18 protein-coding genes and 1 pseudogene are annotated in these 18,804 nt (G+C 61.0%); 5 read left to right on the forward strand and 14 right to left on the reverse strand.

Going from position 1 to position 18,804, the window contains the following annotated elements:
* Positions 1–153 precede the first annotated feature (153 nt).
* From accB to ACILSL_RS24165, 3 genes are all read right to left on the reverse strand, one after another.
* A complete protein-coding gene (gene accB, locus ACILSL_RS24155; RefSeq protein ID WP_395734638.1) occupies positions 154–708 on the reverse strand; it encodes an acetyl-CoA carboxylase biotin carboxyl carrier protein in 555 nt (184 codons plus the stop codon).
* 106 nt (positions 709–814) lie between these two features.
* Positions 815–1,627 (reverse strand): 1,4-dihydroxy-2-naphthoyl-CoA synthase, encoded by an 813-nt coding sequence (gene menB / locus ACILSL_RS24160; protein WP_395734639.1) that lies wholly within the window; start codon positions 1,625–1,627, stop codon positions 815–817.
* A 137-nt stretch (positions 1,628–1,764) separates the two neighbouring features.
* Positions 1,765–2,676 (reverse strand): PfkB family carbohydrate kinase, encoded by a 912-nt coding sequence (locus ACILSL_RS24165; protein ID WP_395734640.1) that lies wholly within the window; start codon positions 2,674–2,676, stop codon positions 1,765–1,767.
* Positions 2,677–2,840: 164 nt separating this feature from the next.
* Here ACILSL_RS24165 and ACILSL_RS24170 point away from each other — a divergent pair, with 164 nt between their 5' ends.
* Positions 2,841–4,091 (forward strand): OmpA family protein, encoded by a 1,251-nt coding sequence (locus ACILSL_RS24170; RefSeq protein ID WP_395734641.1) that lies wholly within the window; start codon positions 2,841–2,843, stop codon positions 4,089–4,091.
* 6 nt (positions 4,092–4,097) lie between these two features.
* Positions 4,098–5,075, forward strand: a complete 978-nt coding sequence (locus ACILSL_RS24175; RefSeq protein ID WP_395734642.1) for a hypothetical protein — start codon at positions 4,098–4,100, stop codon at positions 5,073–5,075.
* A gap of 392 nt (positions 5,076–5,467) precedes the next feature.
* Here the strand turns inward: ACILSL_RS24175 and hrpB are convergent, their stop codons facing one another.
* The 3 genes from hrpB to ACILSL_RS24190 all read right to left on the reverse strand — a co-directional run bounded on the left by hrpB (position 5,468) and on the right by ACILSL_RS24190 (position 10,784).
* Positions 5,468–8,011: an ATP-dependent helicase HrpB gene (gene hrpB / locus ACILSL_RS24180; protein WP_395734643.1), complete on the reverse strand. Its 2,544-nt coding sequence runs from the start codon at positions 8,009–8,011 to the stop codon at positions 5,468–5,470.
* A 75-nt stretch (positions 8,012–8,086) separates the two neighbouring features.
* Complete coding sequence (locus ACILSL_RS24185) at positions 8,087–9,376, reverse strand: alginate export family protein (RefSeq protein WP_395734644.1); 1,290 nt, start codon at positions 9,374–9,376, stop codon at positions 8,087–8,089.
* Between the two features lie 124 nt (positions 9,377–9,500).
* Positions 9,501–10,784, reverse strand: coding sequence for a cation:proton antiporter (locus ACILSL_RS24190; RefSeq protein WP_395734645.1), 1,284 nt, complete (start codon positions 10,782–10,784; stop codon positions 9,501–9,503).
* A 91-nt stretch (positions 10,785–10,875) separates the two neighbouring features.
* On the opposite strand from ACILSL_RS24190, the gene ACILSL_RS24195 reads away from it, so the two are divergent.
* Complete coding sequence (locus ACILSL_RS24195; protein WP_395734646.1) at positions 10,876–11,769, forward strand: LysR family transcriptional regulator; 894 nt, start codon at positions 10,876–10,878, stop codon at positions 11,767–11,769.
* 106 nt (positions 11,770–11,875) lie between these two features.
* Positions 11,876–13,657, forward strand: coding sequence for a glycine--tRNA ligase (locus ACILSL_RS24200; protein ID WP_395734647.1), 1,782 nt, complete (start codon positions 11,876–11,878; stop codon positions 13,655–13,657).
* Positions 13,658–13,716: 59 nt separating this feature from the next.
* Here the strand turns inward: ACILSL_RS24200 and ACILSL_RS24205 are convergent, their stop codons facing one another.
* From ACILSL_RS24205 to ACILSL_RS24235, 7 genes are all read right to left on the reverse strand, one after another.
* A complete protein-coding gene (locus ACILSL_RS24205; RefSeq protein ID WP_395734648.1) occupies positions 13,717–14,085 on the reverse strand; it encodes an HIT domain-containing protein in 369 nt (122 codons plus the stop codon).
* Positions 14,086–14,159: 74 nt separating this feature from the next.
* Positions 14,160–14,558: a hypothetical protein gene (locus ACILSL_RS24210; protein WP_395734649.1), complete on the reverse strand. Its 399-nt coding sequence runs from the start codon at positions 14,556–14,558 to the stop codon at positions 14,160–14,162.
* Between the two features lie 127 nt (positions 14,559–14,685).
* The gene (locus tag ACILSL_RS24215) at positions 14,686–15,327 is read right to left on the reverse strand and encodes a GDSL-type esterase/lipase family protein (RefSeq protein WP_395734650.1); all 642 of its coding nucleotides are present in this window, start codon (positions 15,325–15,327) and stop codon (positions 14,686–14,688) included.
* 14 nt (positions 15,328–15,341) lie between these two features.
* Positions 15,342–15,749: a hypothetical protein gene (locus tag ACILSL_RS24220; RefSeq protein ID WP_395734651.1), complete on the reverse strand. Its 408-nt coding sequence runs from the start codon at positions 15,747–15,749 to the stop codon at positions 15,342–15,344.
* 22 nt (positions 15,750–15,771) lie between these two features.
* Positions 15,772–16,341 (reverse strand): anthranilate synthase component II, encoded by a 570-nt coding sequence (locus ACILSL_RS24225; RefSeq protein WP_395734652.1) that lies wholly within the window; start codon positions 16,339–16,341, stop codon positions 15,772–15,774.
* Positions 16,342–16,369: 28 nt separating this feature from the next.
* A complete protein-coding gene (locus ACILSL_RS24230; RefSeq protein ID WP_395734653.1) occupies positions 16,370–16,849 on the reverse strand; it encodes a hypothetical protein in 480 nt (159 codons plus the stop codon).
* A 28-nt stretch (positions 16,850–16,877) separates the two neighbouring features.
* Positions 16,878–17,744, reverse strand: a complete 867-nt coding sequence (locus tag ACILSL_RS24235; protein WP_395734654.1) for a hypothetical protein — start codon at positions 17,742–17,744, stop codon at positions 16,878–16,880.
* Positions 17,745–17,855: 111 nt separating this feature from the next.
* Between ACILSL_RS24235 and ACILSL_RS24240 the strand changes: the two genes are divergently transcribed.
* Positions 17,856–18,560: a class I SAM-dependent methyltransferase gene (locus ACILSL_RS24240; RefSeq protein WP_395734655.1), complete on the forward strand. Its 705-nt coding sequence runs from the start codon at positions 17,856–17,858 to the stop codon at positions 18,558–18,560.
* A 107-nt stretch (positions 18,561–18,667) separates the two neighbouring features.
* Here ACILSL_RS24240 and ACILSL_RS24245 read toward each other — a convergent pair.
* Positions 18,668–18,804 (reverse strand): annotated as a pseudogene (locus ACILSL_RS24245) (transposase); the annotation flags it as partial.

Consider the following 18,804-nt stretch of genomic DNA (forward strand, 5'->3'; position numbering starts at 1 on the left):
CACGAATGACGCGGAGAGCGATTTCACCACGATTGGCAACGAGGACTTTTTTGAACATGAGGGCGCGGAAGGTGTGAGAAGTCTGCTTGGCAGGAACGTCGGCGGGGCCCGAACTCGCGGGCCTGGACGTCAAGACAGGGGCAGGGAGGGAAATCAGGCTTTCAACTCAAACAGGGGCTGGCCATACTGGACGGGCTTGCCGTCTTCCACGAGGACGCGGACAATGGTGCCACGGGTGTCAGCCTTGATTTCATTCATGACCTTCATGGCCTCAATGATGCAGACATTGCTGTTTTCACCCACACTGTCGCCGATGTTGGCGATGGGCTTTTCTCCCGGAGCGGCGCTGCGGTAGAAGGTGCCCACCATCGGGGAGTTGATGGTCGGTCCCATGGCTTCCGAAGCAGCGGCCGGAGCCGATGCGCTGGCGGCAGGGGCTGGCGCGGGGGCTGCAGCGGCAGCTGCCGGAGCGGAGGCATAGGAGACGTGTGAACCGGAGGACACGGGCATGCTCTGGAGCAGTTCTTTGACGGCCTCCAGATCAGAACCACGGCGGAGTTCGAGTTTGGCGCCTTTTTGCTCGCTGTGGAAATAGGTCAGGTTGTTCTCAGCCATGAGTCCGACGATTTCGCGGATCTGTTTGAGGTCGTAGGCTGAGGACGAAGGGGCGGCGGGGGCAGCTGGTTTGGTAGTGGTACGTTTGGCCATGTCGGGAGAGGTGTGTCAACGGACGGAGGACGATCATACAAACTCAACCAGCTGTGGCAACCACAAAGGCATCCTTGACTTTTAAGTTCGGATTCCGCCCAACCTTTCAGGGAACGCGCGGAAATTTGGAAAAATCGGGCTTCCGCTTCTCCACATAGGCGTTTTTGCCCTCCTTGGCCTCTTCGCTCATGTAATAGAGGAGCGTGGCGTTTCCGGCGAGGTCCAGCAGGCCCATCTGGCCGTCGCAGTCCGCGTTCAGGGCGGATTTCAGGCAGCGCAGAGCCAGCGGGGAGTGCTGGAGCATCTCGCGGCACCATTTGAGGGTCTCCTCTTCCAGCTGATCCAGCGGGACGACGGTGTTCACCAGGCCCATCTCCAGCGCCTGTTTGGCATCGTACTGGCGGCAGAGGTACCAAATTTCACGCGCCTTTTTCTGGCCGACGATGCGGGCCAGGTAGCTGGAGCCGAGGCCGCCGTCAAAGCTGCCCACCTTGGGGCCGGTCTGGCCAAAACGGGCGTTGTCTGCGGCGATGGTCAGATCACACACCACATGCAGCACATGGCCGCCGCCGATGGCGTAGCCGGCCACCATGGCCACCACGGGCTTGGGCAGGGTGCGGATCTTCCGCTGCACGTCGAGGATGTTCAGGCGTGGCACGCCGTCGTCGCCAATGTAGCCGGCATCTCCGCGCACCTTTTGGTCGCCACCGGAGCAGAAGGCCAGGGGGCCTTCGCCGCAGAGGATGATCACGCCCACACTCCGGTCCTCATGCACGATCTCAAACGCCTCCAGCATCTCCTTCACCGTCAGCGGCCGGAAGGCGTTGCGCACCTTGGGGCGGTTGATGGTGATCTTGGCGATGCCATCGCTGGTTTTTTCCAGCTTGATGTCTTTGAAGGTTTTGATCGAGGTCCACATGGGGGAGGGGAAGTTGGCGGTTGTTTGCAGTCGTTGGCGATGGTTTGCGATTGTTGGCCGAGCCTCAGAAGAAGGACGTTTGCGGCGGTTTGGAAACAATGGCAAACCACCGCAAACAACTGCCAACCATGGCAAACTCAGAAGTTCGTATACGTGCGCAGTTCGGCAATGCGTGCGGCGATGTCCGCGTGCGTCACGGTCTGCAGCTTGTGGGTGCTGAAGGCTTCGCAGGTGTAGCTGGCGGTGACGCTGCCGTGAACGACGGCGGTCTTCAGATCTTCGAAGGTCGGCTTGGTCTTGCCATTGGCGGCGAGCCAGCCGGACAAACCACCGAGGAAGGAATCTCCGGCGCCGGTCGGGTCAAACACGCTGTGCAGGGGGTAGGCGGAGCAGGCGAAGAATTCCTCCGGCTTTTCGCCAAAGAGGAAGCTGCCGTGCTCGCCACGCTTCACGATGACGAAGCGCGGGCCCTTGGCCTGCAGCTTGCGTCCGGCTTCCACGAGGTTGGTGGTGCCGGCGAATTCCTTGGCCTCGCCGTCATTGATGACGAGGAGGTCGATGCGCTTGAGCACTTCATGCAGGCGCTCGTTGGCGATGCTGATCCACAGGTCCATCGTGTCAGCGGTGACGAAGTCGGCCTGGATCTGGTCCAGCATCTGCATCTGGTTGTCAGGGCTCATGTTGGCGGCTACGGCAACCTTGGCGGCTTTGGCGGCGGCTGGAAGATTGGGCTGCCACTGCTCCAGCACATTGAGGCCCACCTTGTGGGTGGTGCGGCTGTTCATGTCCTCATGGTATTCGCCGGTCCAGGTGAAGGATTCACCGTCGCTGCGCTCCAGGCCGTCCAGCGTGATGCCGTGGGAGGCCAGCATGTCGAGATGAGGTTTCGGGAAATCATGACCAATGACGCCCACCAGATGGACCGGCTGGCAGAAGATGCTGGCGGCCAGGGCCGCATAGCTGGCGGAACCTCCGAGCAGGTTTTCCTGCGAATCCTGCGGGGTTTTGACATTGTCGAGGGCGACGGTTCCGGCGATGACGACTGACATGAGCGTGTATTTGGTTAGATAAGGTGTAATAGTTAATCCTTGCCTCGCAGGCGGCGGACTTTAACGGTACAGCTGCCAGCGGGGACGCGGATTATCGGTTCCACCTCCGTTGTGTCAATTGCCACTCCGCACACTCTTTCATGCGTCTCAGTCTTTGCTTTTTCATGCTGATCCTCCTTCCCGTGGCGACGGGGGTGCATGCATGGCTGTTTTGCCGTGACAACCTCCCCCGGCTCAGCGAGGAGGCCATGGCGCGGCTGAAGGCCGCCGGGGTACACAATCCCGTCGTGGACCTGCGCTTTTATGACATAGCCATCAGTGGGGAGGCACCGGACCCGGCTGCACGCGAGCAGGCGCTGGGGGCTATCCGCACACTCGTGCCTCTGCGGTTGCAGCCCGGCGCGGAGCGCATCCACGTGCGGGCCAGCCTCAGCGCCCAATTGGATCAGAAGACCCTGCGTCTCCGCGGTTGGTTTCCTGATGGGGATGAAATCAGCCATGTGCGCCGCCTCGTCGCTGATCTGCGTCCCGATCTCGTCATCAATACGGAGGAGCTGCACTCCGCCCCCGAAGTGCGCTGGCCGGAGGGAGTCAAGCCGCCCTTCACGGCCAGCAGTCCGCTGCTTAAGCCGATCATCGACACCCTGCGCGTGCCTGCGGAGCTGCACATCCATGCCAAAGGTGATGCCATCGTGCTCAGCGGACTGCTGCCAGACACGGCCTTGAAGGAGGAGCTGGTGGCCGCGCTCGCGGAAGTGGCAGGCGCGCGGGTGGTGGACCCCACCGGACTCCAGGCCAGCCCGCATGTGCTGTCCGCAGCCTTCGCCAAACCACAGCTGCTCACGGCCTTTGCGAACAGTTTTTTCTCCCTCCCGCCGCCGCGCTCCTTTGACATCCAGAGCGATGGCATTCCGCACCTCACGGGGATGGCGACGCGGCAGCTGGAGAGCCAGTGGCTGGCGCTGTTAAGGCCCATCACTGGCGCTGCCAAAGTGGATGCGCAGCTGACCCATTTGCCCTCCGTGTATCATTTTCCCGGCTATCAGATTCAGTCCAAGCTGCCCGCCGCCACCCTGGACTCACTGCGCGAAATTTTGCGCGACTGTGTGATCATGTTTGATCCCGGCTCCGCGAAAATTCCGCCGCAGGAGCAGATTAAACTCTCCACGCTCGCGTCCAGCCTGCTCGCCGCAGGTCCGAGTCTGGGGCTGGTCATCGGTGCCCACCCGGATCCCGCCGGCCCCGAGAAGTCTGAAAAAGACATCAGCAAAGCCCGCGCTGGAGCTGTGCTGTCCTTCCTTGTTGAACAGGGCGCGCCCACCACGGACATCCATGCGGTGGTGTTTGACCCCATGCCTGCCGGTTCGCCTGCGGCTCCTGCCGGCCCGCGTTGTGTCGAGATCCTCATCAAATAGCTGCCTATGAAATTTGACTTTGAATCCCTCTCCACCGAGCCGCTGTTTTACATGCTCATGCACAGCGGTGCCTTTGTTTGTGTGCTGGGGTTCATCTTCTTCGTCATCGGCCTGCTGTTTGGTTACGCGACCTGGGGCCGCTACAAGCGCCAGACGCGGCAGCTGCTCGGCGAGGCATCCTCCTTGAAGGATGAGATTGCCAGTTTGAAACGCAAGGTGGGAGAGCACTCCATCCACCCAGCTCCCGCCATCCCGATGGCCACGGAGACGATTTACATGCCCAAAAAAGAGGGCGTGGCTGCCGCCGAGGCCGTGGCTGCCGTCACGGCAGAAACCATCACCACGCGCGACATTCCTTTGCCTGCCATGGCTTCTCAGCCGGAGGTGCCGCCAGTTGAGCCCATCCCCGCAGAGGTGAAGCCGACGCCGGAATCAGTGCCGGCAGAGCCATCCGCCGAACTTCCCACGCCTGCGCCACATGCATCGCCGCTCGCAGCCATCATTTCCGCACCGCATGCCCAAGAGGAAGCGGAGGCCGGGGTGGAGGCACCCGCATCATCTGGAGGCCTGGTGCTTGCCGACACCCTCCCTGCATTGACCGAGCTCCTGCTGCCTGCCCTGCCTGAACTTGAAGCGCTGCCCAAGCTTGAATCCCAGCTTGAGCCTCAGCCCGATTCCGACCTCGATCCCAAGCTCGGTCTCATCTACAAGACCCAGCCTGAAAAAGTGGACAATCTCACCGAGATTGAAGGCATCTCGCTCGTGCTCGCAAAGCGTCTCCATGACATCGGCATCTACACCCACGCGCAGATCGCCGCCTGGGATGAAGATCAAGTCAAAGAGTTCTCCGCCCGCCTCGCCTTCAAAGACCGCATCGACCGTGAGCGCTGGGTGGAGCAGGCCAGGAAGCTGGTGGCTGCGCCGGCCTCTGAATGGGCTTCCTCAGCACGGTTGGATTGCGAAGCAGCCGATGGAATTAGGTGAGAACAAACTCACTCAACGCAACGCTCTCTCCCCAACATGTAGGTGAGAGGCGAGAGCTGGTCTTGCTCTAGGGCAGCCTCGCTGCACGTGTAAAACAGGAGGTGGGTTTCATCGAGAGCAAGACGCGACAAGGAGGATCAGGCGAGCCGAGGATCAGCGTCGGCAAAAAGCAGCATCTCAGAGCTGGGCCGCGCTCAGACCTTTCCAACCGACTTTGCTGGAAGTCGGAGGTGTCGATGCCGAGGTTTGCTGCTCTGGGGAGCTCGGGATAGATTTGCAGCAGCAGCTCGGCTGCAAGTCGGAACGTCTCCGCCAGGGACCATTCACACTGCTTGGCGAAGCTGCGGAGTTCACGAAACAATTTCCATCAATTGAATGTCGAGACGGCTTCCTCACCGCCACTCATGCTTGGGATACCTTCCACGCAACTGCGCCTTCACCGCCGGATACCCTTCGCGCCAAAACCGGCCAATATCTCCCGTCGTTTGAATAGGGCGCTGCGCGGGTGAGAGAAGATGAACGGTGACGCTGATGCGGCCGGCGGCGACTTTGGGGTTTTCGTTGACGTCGTACATGTGCTGCAGAACGGCGCTGACGCTGGGGGGCTGCTTTTCGTCGTAGACGATGCGGGCGGTTTTGCCGTTTTTGAGGGGGTAGCGTTCGGGGGCGTATTTGTCGAGCATCTCGCGCTGGGAGTGGCTGAGCCACTGGTGCAGGGCAGGGAAGATGTCTTTGTCCTTGAGCTGGCGGTAGGCGATGCAGCCGGTGCAGACTTGCTCGATGATGAGGTGGCGGTCCTCTTCGCCGATGGCGGGGATTTCGAGATCGGGCATCCACCTGGAAAGGCAGTTCACGCGGGTGATCCATTGCTCGACCTTGTCGTTCCAGTTCGTGAGTTGCAGACGGCCTGCAATGACTTCGGCGGCGAGCAGGCTGGCGGCGGTGGATTCGTCGGGCTCGCCGCGTTCGCGACTGCTGAGGACGAGGCTGCGGAAGCGCACTTCCTCCAGATTCATCACGCGGCGGTTCACGGCGTCGTAGGCGGCGCGGGAGGCGGTGGTGAAGTCTTCGGGGAAGAGTTCGCGCAGCCATTCCTCTTCAATGCGCGTGCAGTTGTTGAGCTGCACGGTGAGCGCCTTGCCCTGCACCTCGACGATCTCGGAGGCGACGATGAGGCGCGGTGGACGGATGTGCGCGTCTTTGCCAAGGTGCCCGCTGTAACCACCCGCGAGCCGGTAGATGCGACTGCCGGTGCTGGTCTCCACGCCGAGGTGATCGCTGAAGGCGGCGAGCAGCATTTTCGCAAGCGCAGTGGGATCGGCGACTTCATCGTTGATCGGCAGGCCGGAGCGTTTCGCGAGCTGGAGGAACTGATCAGCGCTGCGTGCGGCTTCGCGTGAGGCATTGGCATGGATGCCATAGCGGGCGCAGTCATCGGGGTTGAAGTTCATTGCTTCCGCGCGGGCAAAGGCGCGGAGAATGGCCTGAAACTCGGTCACGTCATCGTGCTCCCACAGGTCCTCGTTTTTGTGCGAGGCGTTGTTTTTGCCGACGAGCAAGATGTCGCGCCCCTGGGCTGCGGCGGCGCAGAGCGTGGCCTCGCGCAGGCAGCCAAACTGCGCAGCGGCGAGGAGCATGCGCGCAAAGCGCGGGTGCAAGGGGAAGCGGCTCATCTGCCGGCCTAGCGCGGTGATGCGGCCTTCATGATCCAGCGCGCCGAGATCGTGCAGCAGATTCTCGGCACGCGACTGCGAAGCGGGCGTGGGCGGCTCAAACCAGTCGAAGGGTTCAGGCGAAAGCACGCGCAGCGCCAGCAGGGCTTCGCTCAAATCAAGACGCTGCACTTCGGGCAGTTCGCTCTCGGGCCGCAGCAGGTGCTCGCGCTGCGTCCAGAGACGCACGGCGATGCCGGGGCCGAGACGGCCTGCGCGTCCGGCGCGCTGCTCCGCCGAGGCGCGGCTGATTTTCTGCACGGTGAGGGTGTTGATACCGCGGCGCGGATCATACGAGGCGGTGCGCGCCAGTCCGCCATCCACCACGGCGCGCACGCCTTCGATGGTGAGGGAGGTTTCCGCCACGTTGGTACTGACGATGATCTTCGGCTGCTCGCCGGGCGTGACGGCGGCGTCCTGATCCTGCGGTGTCAGCTCGCCATGCAGCGGCACCACACGACGGCCACGCGCAAAGCTGCGGCCCTGGATCGCCGCGATGGTCTTGCGGATTTCATGGCCGCCGGGCATGAAGACGAGCATGTCGCCAGAGAATCCGGGCGAGAGCGCGAGGTCTTCGCAGGCGCGTGCAGCTTGGTCCCAGATGGGCTCGGGGTAGCCGGTTTTCAGTTGCAGCGGCGCCTGATAGCGCACCTCCACGGGGAAGGTGCGGCCTTCGGATTCCAGCAGCTTGGACGGCTGCATGAAGTCCACCAGCGGCCCCGGCACCAGCGTGGCGGACATGACGATGATCTTCAAATCCGGCCGCCGCGTGCGCTGAAGCTGTCGCGCAAAAGCGAGCACGAGATCGCCGTCCAGATGCCGCTCGTGGAATTCATCGATGCAGATGCAGCCCACGCGCTCCAGTGCGGAATCTTCGAGCATCATGCGCAGCATCACGCCCTCCGTCACATAGCTCAGCCGTGTCTCCTTGCTGGTGATGTTTTCAAAGCGCACCTGATAGCCCACCTCGCCGCCGAGGCGTGCATTGCGCTCACGCGCGACGCGCTGGGCCAGCATTCGCGCGGCGATGCGGCGTGGCTGCAGCACGATGCAGCGTTTGCCCTCAGCGAGGAACCCGGAATCCAGCACGAACTGCGGAATCTGCGTGGATTTGCCCGAACCCGTGGGCGCTTTGATCAGCAGATTCGGCAGCGCCGGATCCAGCAGGGCGGCGGTGAAGGTCTGGCGGAGTTCAAAGATGGGAAGCGTGGCTGGGTTGGACATGGACACCCATGGTGTGGCCCACGAACCTCATGAAATACACGAAAAAATTGCCTGATCAGCGCCTTGCGTGAGGACTCAATAGTTCAGCGTCATCATCCAGTAGGCAAAGTCAGCATCATCACTCGGGCCGGTGGCGGCGAGGTAGGCACCCGCGAAGAAGTGCGAGTAGCCGATCAGCATGTCGAGATGCGGCGTGAGCTTGGTGTTGATGGTGAAGTCGAGCTCGCAGCCTGCGTGGCTGTTCGCGTTCGGATTGATGGCGCGCACGCGAGTGGTGCCGTTGGCGCGGTACCAGGCATCGCCCGTGGTGGTGAGCCAGAAGGAGTGGAAATCGAGCGTGGTCTTCACCTTGGAATGCGGCTGCGCGGCGAGGCGCAGAACGACGTTCTGCATGTTCTGCCATGAGAAGGTGTCCATGAAGCCATAGGGCGGATGATTCGTGGGGAAGAGATTCTGGAAGGTGTGCACGCGGCCGTCATTGGGATCGCTGTCGCCGCTGCCCGCGCTGTATTCGAGCGCGAGGCGTGGCTTCCATGCATGCTTGAGCCAGTTGTAGCCGCCTTCCAGATGGTAGGCATAGGCGCTGAGAGGCTGGCCATTGAGCTGCCCTGTCTGCCCTACAAGCTCGACGGTGTAATCCCAGCCCTTCAGCTTGGTGGGGTCACCCTTGTGCCGTGTGCCGAAGGTGGCGAAGTTCGAGATACCGGTGGGGTTTTCCTCATGCAGATGAAAGACGTAGAGATCCGTGGTCTGAAATGGCAGGAACTGGCTGCTGAAGTAGAGGCCGCTGAAGAATTGATTGCGCGTGGCTGCGTCATTGAGCCAGTCGGATTGATTGAACTGGGAGCGGCGGATGCGCACGACGCTGGAGGTAAAGGCGTCAAGCCACCACGTGGGCGTCTGGTAGTGCAGCTTCACCGCATCAAAGGTGCGGCTGAAGTTCTGCCACTCCAGCGGGCCCACGAGTCGCTCATCGCCATAGCTGAGCACCTGACGGCCTGCTTTGACACTGAGGTGCGTTGGGTTGCCGAGTTCGATGCTGGCCAGGCGCAGGTCAAAGCTGTCATCGCCCTCCGCGCCGTTTTGCAGCGGCACATTGGCGCGCTTGGAAAAGGCCTCGCGCACGTCCTGACCCTGCACGGCGATTTTGACAAGCTCATCCGGCTGCCACTCGATGCCCAGACGCACGCGGGCGAGAAGGTAGGTGTCATCGGTTACGGCATTGCGGCTGGAGTCGAAGTCATATGTGTTGTTGCGTGTCTCGCCACGGGTGCGCGCCTGGAAGTTCCACTTGAGCTGTTCGGCGATGCCCTCGGCCAAGGCGGGGAAAGCACAAAGACTGAGGAAGAGAAGTGGGAGGCGCATACGCTTCTTGAAAAACTCGAGCAGAGTGCGATGAGGCTTCAGCTTTTAACCAGCAGGATGCCTGGTCGCTGTTCCTTCACTGTGCAGCAATGATGTTATGAAGTTTCAGAATGTCTTCAAAGGCTCAGAAGGGGGCTGCCTCCTCCGGTTCCGGCTGGTAAGTGCCGGAACCCACGAGGCGCTCAAAAATCGGTGATGCCATGAGCGTGGTGACCACGGCCATGATCACGAGCGTGGCGAACAGGCCTTCCGAAATGATGCCGCGCTGCAGGCCGATGTTGATGATGATCAGCTCCATGAGGCCGCGTGCGTTCATGAGAATGCCGATGCCCATGGATTCACGCGGGGAGATGCCCGTGGCGCGTGCCGCCAGGGTGCATGCGAGCCATTTGCCCATCACAGCAGCAAATAGCACCGCGAGGCACATGCCCCAGAGGTACCAGGTGTTCAGCAGACCGATCTTCGTATTCAGCCCGGAGTAGGTGAAGAACAGCGGCAGGAGCAAGGCCACGGCCAGCGGCTGAATGCGGGCGCAAAGTTCGCGCACCATGAGGCCGCGTGGCATGGCTGCTCCCATGATGAATGCTCCGAACACTGCGTGCAGGCCGATCATATCGGTGAACCACGCACCGAGAGACATCATGGCGATGCCAATGACGAGCCCCGCATCCGTGAGCTTTTCGTTTTGGATGAGGAGCGTGGAAAACTTCGCAAGCAGCGGACGAATGATGAGCAGCGCGACGCTCACGAAACCGATGGCGCCGCCGATGTTGTAGAGGGCGTGACCGATGTTGTTGTCAAAACTGGCGAGCACGACGGCGAGAAGAATCCAGGCCGTGGCATCGTCAATGGCGCCCGCCCCGATGGCGACTGTGCCCATGGTCGTACCGGCGAGTCCTTTGAAGTGAATGATGCGCGCCAGCATCGGGAATGCGGTGATGCACATGGAGGCACCGAGGAAGAGCATGGCCTCCATGATCGAGGTCTTTTTCGGGAACAGCTCAGTGTGGTGGAAGAGCACCCAGGCGAGCCCCGCGCCGAGCAGAAAGGGCGTGACCATTCCGGCAACCGATACGGCGACGCTGCTTTTCAAGCGCTTGCTCACAATGTCCACGCGGAACTCCATGCCGACGATGAACATGTAGAGCGCCAGGCCGAGCTGTGATGCGGGGAAGAGATAGCAGGAGGTGTCCCGGAGTTTTTGCGCCTTGTCCCAGGGGAAGAGCCACTGCTGCCATTCTGGGGCCAGAGCGCCAAAGAGAGAGGGGCCGAGAAGCACGCCGGTGATCATCTCCGCCACGACCTGCGGCTGGCCGAAGCGCGCTGCGATGGCTCCCACCACACGACAGGCGAGCAGGATGACGGCGATCTGGAGGAAAAACTGGACGGCAAGGGAGACGTTATTCATGAAGTAAGCTGATAATGTCGCAGAAGCACTGGTAACGAAAATAGACTTTCGCTATCGCTTTGATGCCGGTTCGTTATAGTCGGCACCCATCATGGAACTGCGACATCTGCGATATTTTCAAGCCGTGGCCGAGGAACTGAGCTTCTCGCGTGCCGCGCGCCGTCTCCGCATCGCCCAGCCTGCATTGAGCCGCGCAGTTCAGGAGGTCGAGCGCGAATTGGGTGTGCAACTGATCGAACGTGAGCGGCGTTCGCCACGGCTGACTCCAGCCGGGGCCGTGCTGCTGCATGAGACGGGTTTGATTCTTGAGCGCCTGGACGATGCCTTCCGCCGCGTGCGCCGAACCGCCAAGGGGGAGGAGGGCGAGCTGCGGCTGGGCTACATCGGCCCGCCGACACGGCCTTTTCTCGCGCGGCTGCTCAAAGAATACGGCAAACGCTTTCCACGTGTGACGGTGATTCTGGAGGAGCGCACTCCGGAGCGTGTGTGGGAAATGGTTTCAAAGGGCCGTTTGTCGGTCGGATTGACCCGCCCTGTGTTTGCGCATGATGCCCTCGGTTTGCAGACGCTGCTGCTGCGGGAGGAGAAATTCTGCGCCGCCGTGCCGCTGGATCACCCTTGGGCGAAGCTGACTTCGCTGAATTGGAAGAAGCTCGCGGGCGAGCCACTTATTCTTTTGGCGCGGCGGGAGGGGGCCGGTTCTCATGACGCCATCCATGCGTCCTTTGAGGAGGCGGGTTTCGCCCCGCGCGTGAAGCACACACCGAGTCTGATCGGCACGGTTTTGCAATACGTCGAGGCGGGTGCCGGCATCGGTGTCGTGCCGGAAAGTGCGGCGAACAAGAGCCTCGCCCTCATTCCGCTCAAGCCGCAGCAGACCATCCCGCTGGTGATGGTGTGGGCCAAGGAAGGGGATGATCCGGCGGTGCTGGCGTTCCGGGATCTGGTGAAGGAATGGCTGAAAGCAGGGGAGCTGTGGGGCTGAAAAGCGTTGCGCCGCAGCCCTGCTGGTGCTCCTTTCGCGCCCCCCAATCGCCGGTGGCAATCCAGTCATTCGGCACACCCCATACCCCTCAATCGTCCTACCTACCATGTCCACCGACGCCAAGAACTCTATCGCCCAGATGGAAAAGATCGTTTCCCTCTGCAAGCGCCGCGGCTTCATCTTTCAAAGCAGCGAGATCTACGGCGGCTGCGGCGGCGTGTGGGACTACGGCCCGCTGGGTGCGGAGCTGAAGCGCAATCTGCGCAACGTCTGGTGGAACACCATGACCCGCGAACGCGAGGACGTGCTGGGCCTGGACGCCAGCATCCTCATGAACCCCGCCATCTGGAAGGCCAGCGGCCACGTGGACACCTTTGCTGACCTCATGCGTGAGTGCTCGCTGACCAACAAGCGCGTGCGTGCCGACCATGTGGAGCCGCAGGACGGCGTGGTCATGAAATACAGCGGTGCCACATCCCCCACCGGCTGGCGCTGGGATCGCACGGTGTCCGCTTTGCTGAAGAATGGCGAGCACATCGAAAGCTTCCGCAAACGCATCCGTGCCTTGATCGCGCAGAACGCCGGTGAAGCCGCTGGCAAGCCCGAGGAGATCGAACTGCTCAATGAAGAGAAGATCGACGCCGTGAATGGCAGCGTCGATTTCCATCCAGAGACCGGCGGCGCTCTCGGCGAGGCGCGTCCGTTCAACCTCATGCTCAAGACCTACCTCGGCCCAACCGCGACTGAGGCTGACGTGACCTACCTGCGCCCCGAAACCGCACAGGCCATCTTTGCGCAGTTCAAGAACGTCTTCGACTCCAGCCGCGTGAAGGTGCCCTTCGGCATCGGCCAGATCGGCAAGGCCTTCCGCAATGAGGTGACTCCGAAAAACTTCACCTTCCGCAGCCGCGAGTTTGAGCAGATGGAGCTCGAATTCTTCATCAAGCCCGACGAAGCCGTGGAGATCATCAGCGGCGAAGTCGCCGCCTGGAGCGAAGGCGCGGATCTCAGCGAGCCCAAGCCCAACTGGGGTTGGGAATTGTGGCACCGCTACTGGGTGGATCAGCGCACCAAGTTCTACCAGGGCATCGGCCTCGGCGACGTGCTGGAGTACTACTGGCAGACTCCCGCCGACCTGGCCCACTACGCCCGCGCCTGCGTGGACATCCTCTGCGAATTCCCCTTCGGCACGGAAGAACTCGAGGGCATTGCCGCTCGTGGCGATTTCGATTTGTCCGCGCATCAAAACGCCAGCACGAAGTCCCAGGAAATCTTCGACGAAGAACTCAAGACCGCAGCAGCGAAGCTCAGCGACGAGCAGAAGGAAGCCCTCATTCAGAAGCGCCTCGCCGCTGAAGCCGCCAAGACCAAGGGCGAGCCGATGCCTGAAGCCGCTGTGCGTGCCTGGTTTGAGCGCCTTTTCAAAGGCAGCTACGTCCCTCACGTCATCGAGCCCTCCGCCGGTCTGGACCGCATGGCGCTGGCCGTCATTGCCAAGGCTTTCTCCGAAACCGAGAAGGTGGATGAAAAGGGCAAGAAGGAGGTCATCACCGTCCTGCGCCTGCACCCGCGTGTCGCTCCGATTAAGGTCGGCGTCTTCCCGCTGCTCAAGAACAAGCCCGAGCTCGTGGCCAAGGCCCGCGAAGTCTATGCGCTGCTCAAGAAGCACATGAACTGCTTCTACGACGAGACCGCCTCCATCGGCCGCCGCTACGCCCGTCAGGACGAAGTCGGCACGCCCTTCGGCGTCACCATCGACTTCGACTCCCTCGGCGAAAAAGGCCCTGAACTCCTCGACACCGTGACCCTTCGCCACCGCGACAGCGGTGAGCAGGAGCGCGTGAAGATCAGCGACCTGCTGGGCAAGCTGCTGCCGCTGGTGGGATGAGTGTCGGATTTGGCGTCCGAAAGCTCAGCGACGGGCTGAGCTTTCGAGGCGGCGCAGGGTTAGGCCTTTTCGGCTAATTGCTGCGTGATTGGGGTTCCATGTTCGTCTCTGAGTCGCGGGCCGTGATGGAGGTAGAAATGAAGGTGCTTGGTGCTCTGGTAATCACCGCTGTTGCTGGACAATCGGCAACCGCCGTGATCGTGAGTAATCTTGCGACAAAGCTCGGCGGCAACACTGAGCATCTCCTGTGCGACAGACAGATCACCAGGCTCCAGAGCAGCGAGCGAAGAGATATGGCGCTTGGGGATGATGACGATGTGAACGGGCCAGTACGGCTGCGTGTGGTGAAAAGCGAGAACTTGTTCAGTCTCGGCGACACGCCTGACAGCGATTTGTCCTGAAAGTACTTGGTCGCAATAAAAGTCCATTGAAATGGGCGAATCTGGCGGAGATTATGATGGGAGGAAGGCGTTCTGTACGTGTTGCCTAGTGAACTCTTTGATCATGATTGAGCAATTCGGTCAATGATTTCCATGATCCGTTCCGGCGACGATGTCCCCAAGTAAGTCGCGGCGATGATCTCACCTTTTCGAAACCATAAAGCCTCAGCATTTCCGCCGATGACCAGATTGTATTGGGAAAGCCGTTCGAGAAATGGAGTCGCACCATCCCAATCCAGAACTCGAAAGACGAAACCATTCGGAAGATCGAAGGTGTTCAGTGATTCGCAGATTCTTTTGAATCCCAGAACGGCCGGCCCCGACCAAAACGCCATGAGGAACAATACTCCGCAATCCATTCTGAAATCGTCCTCAGACGCTACAGGCACATATTCGAAATCGGAATACGCACTGTCGCTGTATTTCCGCAGCAGCTTTAAATTGTCAGGTGCTTCAGGCATTTTCTTGGCAACGCCTAAACTAGGCCGGTCGTTGGTGGCGAAATCAAGCTGGGGATTGCCGAAGTGCTGTTTCGCTACCGAATGATGGCATTTAGAGCATGGCGCGAATAGAAGTGCACAATGTGCGTTATTTAGCGATCATCGCTCCCACCAGCTCCGCAATCCGCGTGGCCCCGGCTTCATTGGGATGCACTGTGTCGGGAAACCAGGGCTTGTTTCCCAGCAGCGGGGTGTGCAGGTCGATCACGCTGATACCGGTGATTTTCGCGGCTTCTTGGATGGCTGGGATGACCTCCTTGCGGATGACGTCTTCGGTGATGCCCCAGTTGCCAGGAAAGGCTGGGACGGGTAGGCAGGCCCACACTTTGGGGTGGCTCGGCAGCGCCTGGAATTCTTTGATCATGGCCACGTAGTCAGCCACGAATTCGCCTTTATGGCTGGCCCAGATGCCCGTCTTGGAGTCGTTGGTGCCCAGCGCGATGATGACGATGTCCGGGCTGGACGCGAGAGCAGGGCGGTGATCAAACGGGTCCGCTTTGCGAAGCATTGTGCGGCCGCCCACACCGAAGTTTTGGACGGTCCAGTTTGCTCCCAGAATCTCCTGCAACTTCGCTGGATAGCCGTCTTTTTGCGGATTCTGAATGCCGACGCCCTGTGTGATGCTATCACCCACACAGGCGACACGGACTGGATCGGCTGCCTGGCTTTCATGGGGCAAATGAAGAACAGCGAGGGCGAGCAGAAGCGTGGTAAAAAGACGCCGGTTCATGAGGAAGGAGGTGTTTAGGATGGAAGGGCGGTTAGATCTGGTGTGACGAACGAACGCTTGGCCTCGGCGGACATCAGGCGATCACGTGAGTAATAAAGCAGCGGGGTGTGTTTGTCGCTGAGCTGTGTCTGAGTGTCGAAGAACGCATCAGCCGATTCAGCGGGGCCAAACTGGCGCAGGGCGGTGTGGACAAGTTGCAGCCACACTTGCGTCAGCGTTTCGTGATAACCTCCCGTGGGTGTGTCCTGAATGCCGTGGGCGGCGTTGTAGGCTTTGATGCCGGTGCGCAGGCGCTCCAGAGCCTCGGGGTAGGGGAGGCGCAGCAGGTGGAGATAGGCCACCTTCAGGTGGGCGCGGTGCGTCCACTGTGCATGCGGCAGGCTGTGATCCTCAAAACGGCGGAGATGCTCTTCGTCGTCCATGGATTCAAGCCTCCTCCTTTGCCTACATCTCCAAAAAGTTCTTCAGCAGCTTCTTGCCGTCTTGGGTCAGGATGGATTCTGGATGAAACTGCACGCCGTGGATGGGCAGCTCCTTGTGGCGCAGGCCCATGATTTCGGATTCATCATCGCTGCAGGTGGCGGTGATGGCGAGGCAGTCGGGCAGGGTGTCGCGTTTGACGAGCAGGGAATGGTAGCGCGTGGCCTCAAAGGGCTGCGGCAGGCCTTTGAAGACGGATTCGCCCCGATGATTGATCATCGAGGTCTTGCCGTGCATGAGGCGTCCGGCGCGGACGACCTCGCCGCCGAAGACGTGGCCGATGGCCTGATGACCGAGGCAGACGCCGAGGAGGGGGGTGGATTTGCCAAAGCGCTCGATCACCGCGCAGCTGATGCCGGCTTCCTTCGGCGTGCAGGGGCCGGGGGAGATGCAGATGTGGTCGGGCTTGAGCTTTTCGATCTCATCCAGCGTCACCTGGTCGTTGCGGCGGATTTCCATGACGGCTCCCATCTCGCCGAAGTATTGGACGAGGTTGTAGGTGAAGGAGTCGTAGTTGTCGATGATCAGGAGCATGGGAGGAACGGCAGGCAGTCAGGGCGGGTCAGAAGCCGCGAAGTTGGAGGATGTTGTCGAGTTCGGCCTGGAAGGCAGGGATGTCAGCGGCGGGCGGCTGGTAGCCGGGGGCCGGGCCACGCATGCCAAAGCGGCCCTGCTCATCCATGAACCACTGCACGGTGACGCCATCGCTGAAGGTGGCCCTGCCGCTGAGGATGGCGCCGGGAGGGGGGACTTCATCCACGGAAACTTTCAAGGTGCCGCCGGCAGCAGCTTCATCGGTCGCGGCGGTTTCGCCATCGGCAGCGGGCTCAGGTGGCGGTGGCGCAGGCTTTTCCTCAGGCGGCACTTCACGGGGCTTGTCCTGGATTTTGACGCCCAGCTCCATGATGAGCAGGCGGGTCTCCATGTAGGTCAGCGTGGTGGCGCATTCGCTGCGCAGGCGGTCCTGGATCTGATTGAGGCTGGCACCTTCAGCGGCCCATTGTTCGACGAGTTGACGCTGCTGTGGAGTGAGATTGGCCATGAGAAAGGTTTACGTAACAGGAACGGGTTCAGCCGTTCATCTTGTCGGTGATGATGTGGCAGAGTGTGGAGGCTTTCTTGTGCAGCGTCTTCACTTCTTCCTGAGTCAGGGCCTTGCCTTCCGGAACATCCAGCAGCGGGAGCATGGACTCCAGGCCTTTGCGGAGCTCCTGCAGCGCAGGGTTTTTCATGATGCTCGGATGCAGGCTGTCGAGGCTCATCATGTAATACTCGGCGATGTCACGGCGCGTCAGCTGGCGGGTCTTTTCCTCCGCGTAGTTGTCGCTGATGCTCTTGGTGGCGATCTCCAGCGCACGCAGCCAGCCGCCGAGGCTGATGAGATGCGCGATGTCCACATCCCGCAGCATGACCATCTCCGCCTCCACATCGGCCTGGGTTTTGGCCAGTTCCACACGCAGGTCCTGCCAGTTGCCCTTGAGGCTGTATTCAAACAGGCTGCCGGTGTGCTTGTTCATGCGGCTGCCCGCGCCGAGCGCCTTGCCGTATTTGATCATGGCGCGGCCCACGGCCTCCATTTCCTCCACACGCTCGCATTGCACGATGAGGAAGCCGTCGGCGATGAGGGTGCCGAGGCCCATGGCCACGATGACGCGGTCGGCGGGAGTTTTGTCGGTGAAGGGGCGCTTGAGGTCGTCAAAGCGCAGCTTGCCGACGTTGTTGAGCATGTCGAAGAGTTTGCGGATGGAGGGCGTGGTGAACTGGTTCACCCCGTATTCCTCACGCACGTGTTCATCACCCACTACATCCTCAGGGATGGGGTTCCTGGCCGGTGTGCGCTCCGGTGAGGCCGGAGCTGCGTCCTGGGCGTTGAGCACAGCAATGCCGGCGGCTCCGAGCACGGGGAGCAGCAGGCGGACGATGAAACGACGAGTCATGGTGTGGAGAGGATACGTAGTCGCCCCGGCATTTCCAGTGCGAGTCTGGAAAAGTCTTTGGGAGTGCAATTCGCTACATTTGTACGATTTCCACCGTTCATTGATTTCACCATGCGCCTGCTCCTCCCTTTGCTCCTTCTCTCTGCGTTCCACCTGCCTGCCCAGGAGGTGCCGCCACCGCTGACGGAGTATCAGGGCCGCGTGATCGCACGAACCATGCACTGGAAAGGTGCCGAGTGGCTGATGCGCCGCGTGCGGGAGGCGGAGGAAGGCCCCTCCCAGATGCGCGAGCAGCTGCACGTGAAGCCCGGCATGGCGGTGTGTGACATGGGCTGCGGCAATGGCTACCACACCCTGCCTCTGGCCGAGATGGTCGGCGAAAAGGGGAAGGTCTATGCCGTGGATGTGCAGCCGGAGATGATCGAGATGCTCAAGCAGAACATCGAGAGCAAGGGCCTGAAAAACATCATTCCCATCAACAGCCTCTACCACGATCCCAAGCTGCCGCCAAACACCTGCGACATGATCCTGCTGGTGGATGTGTACCACGAGTTTTCCCACCCCGTGCAGATGCTCGCGGGCATGCGCGCCGCCCTCAAGCCCGACGGCCAACTCGTCCTGGTGGAATTCCGCGCTGAAGATGACAGCGTCCCGATCAAGCCCGAGCACAAAATGAGCAAGGCGCAGATCAACAAGGAGATGAACGCCAACGGTTTCAAACTCGTCCGCGAGTACGACGGACTGCCATGGCAGCACCTGATGTTTTTTGGCAAGGCGGGGGAGGGTGCGGCGACGCCTGTACCTCAGGCTAAGTAAGCAGCAGAATCTTCATCCTCTTGCTCTCTGAAAGCGCGGTGAGGCAGTTCATCCTGCCGATCCGTTTTAAGCATGCTGGGGGCTCCGGCAGCGGGCTAGGGACACAGCACGCCTTTGAACGCCTTGCGGTTGTCACGGCGGAAGTCGGCGATGGTCTTGAAGTCCGGGCGCAGGGTGCGCAGCATCCAGATGACTTCGAGGTTGCGCGCAGCCTCCGCCTCCAGGCGGCGGCTGGAGCGGATGC

The organism is Prosthecobacter sp. (genome assembly GCF_044222345.1).
Classification (GTDB): domain Bacteria; phylum Verrucomicrobiota; class Verrucomicrobiia; order Verrucomicrobiales; family Verrucomicrobiaceae; genus Prosthecobacter.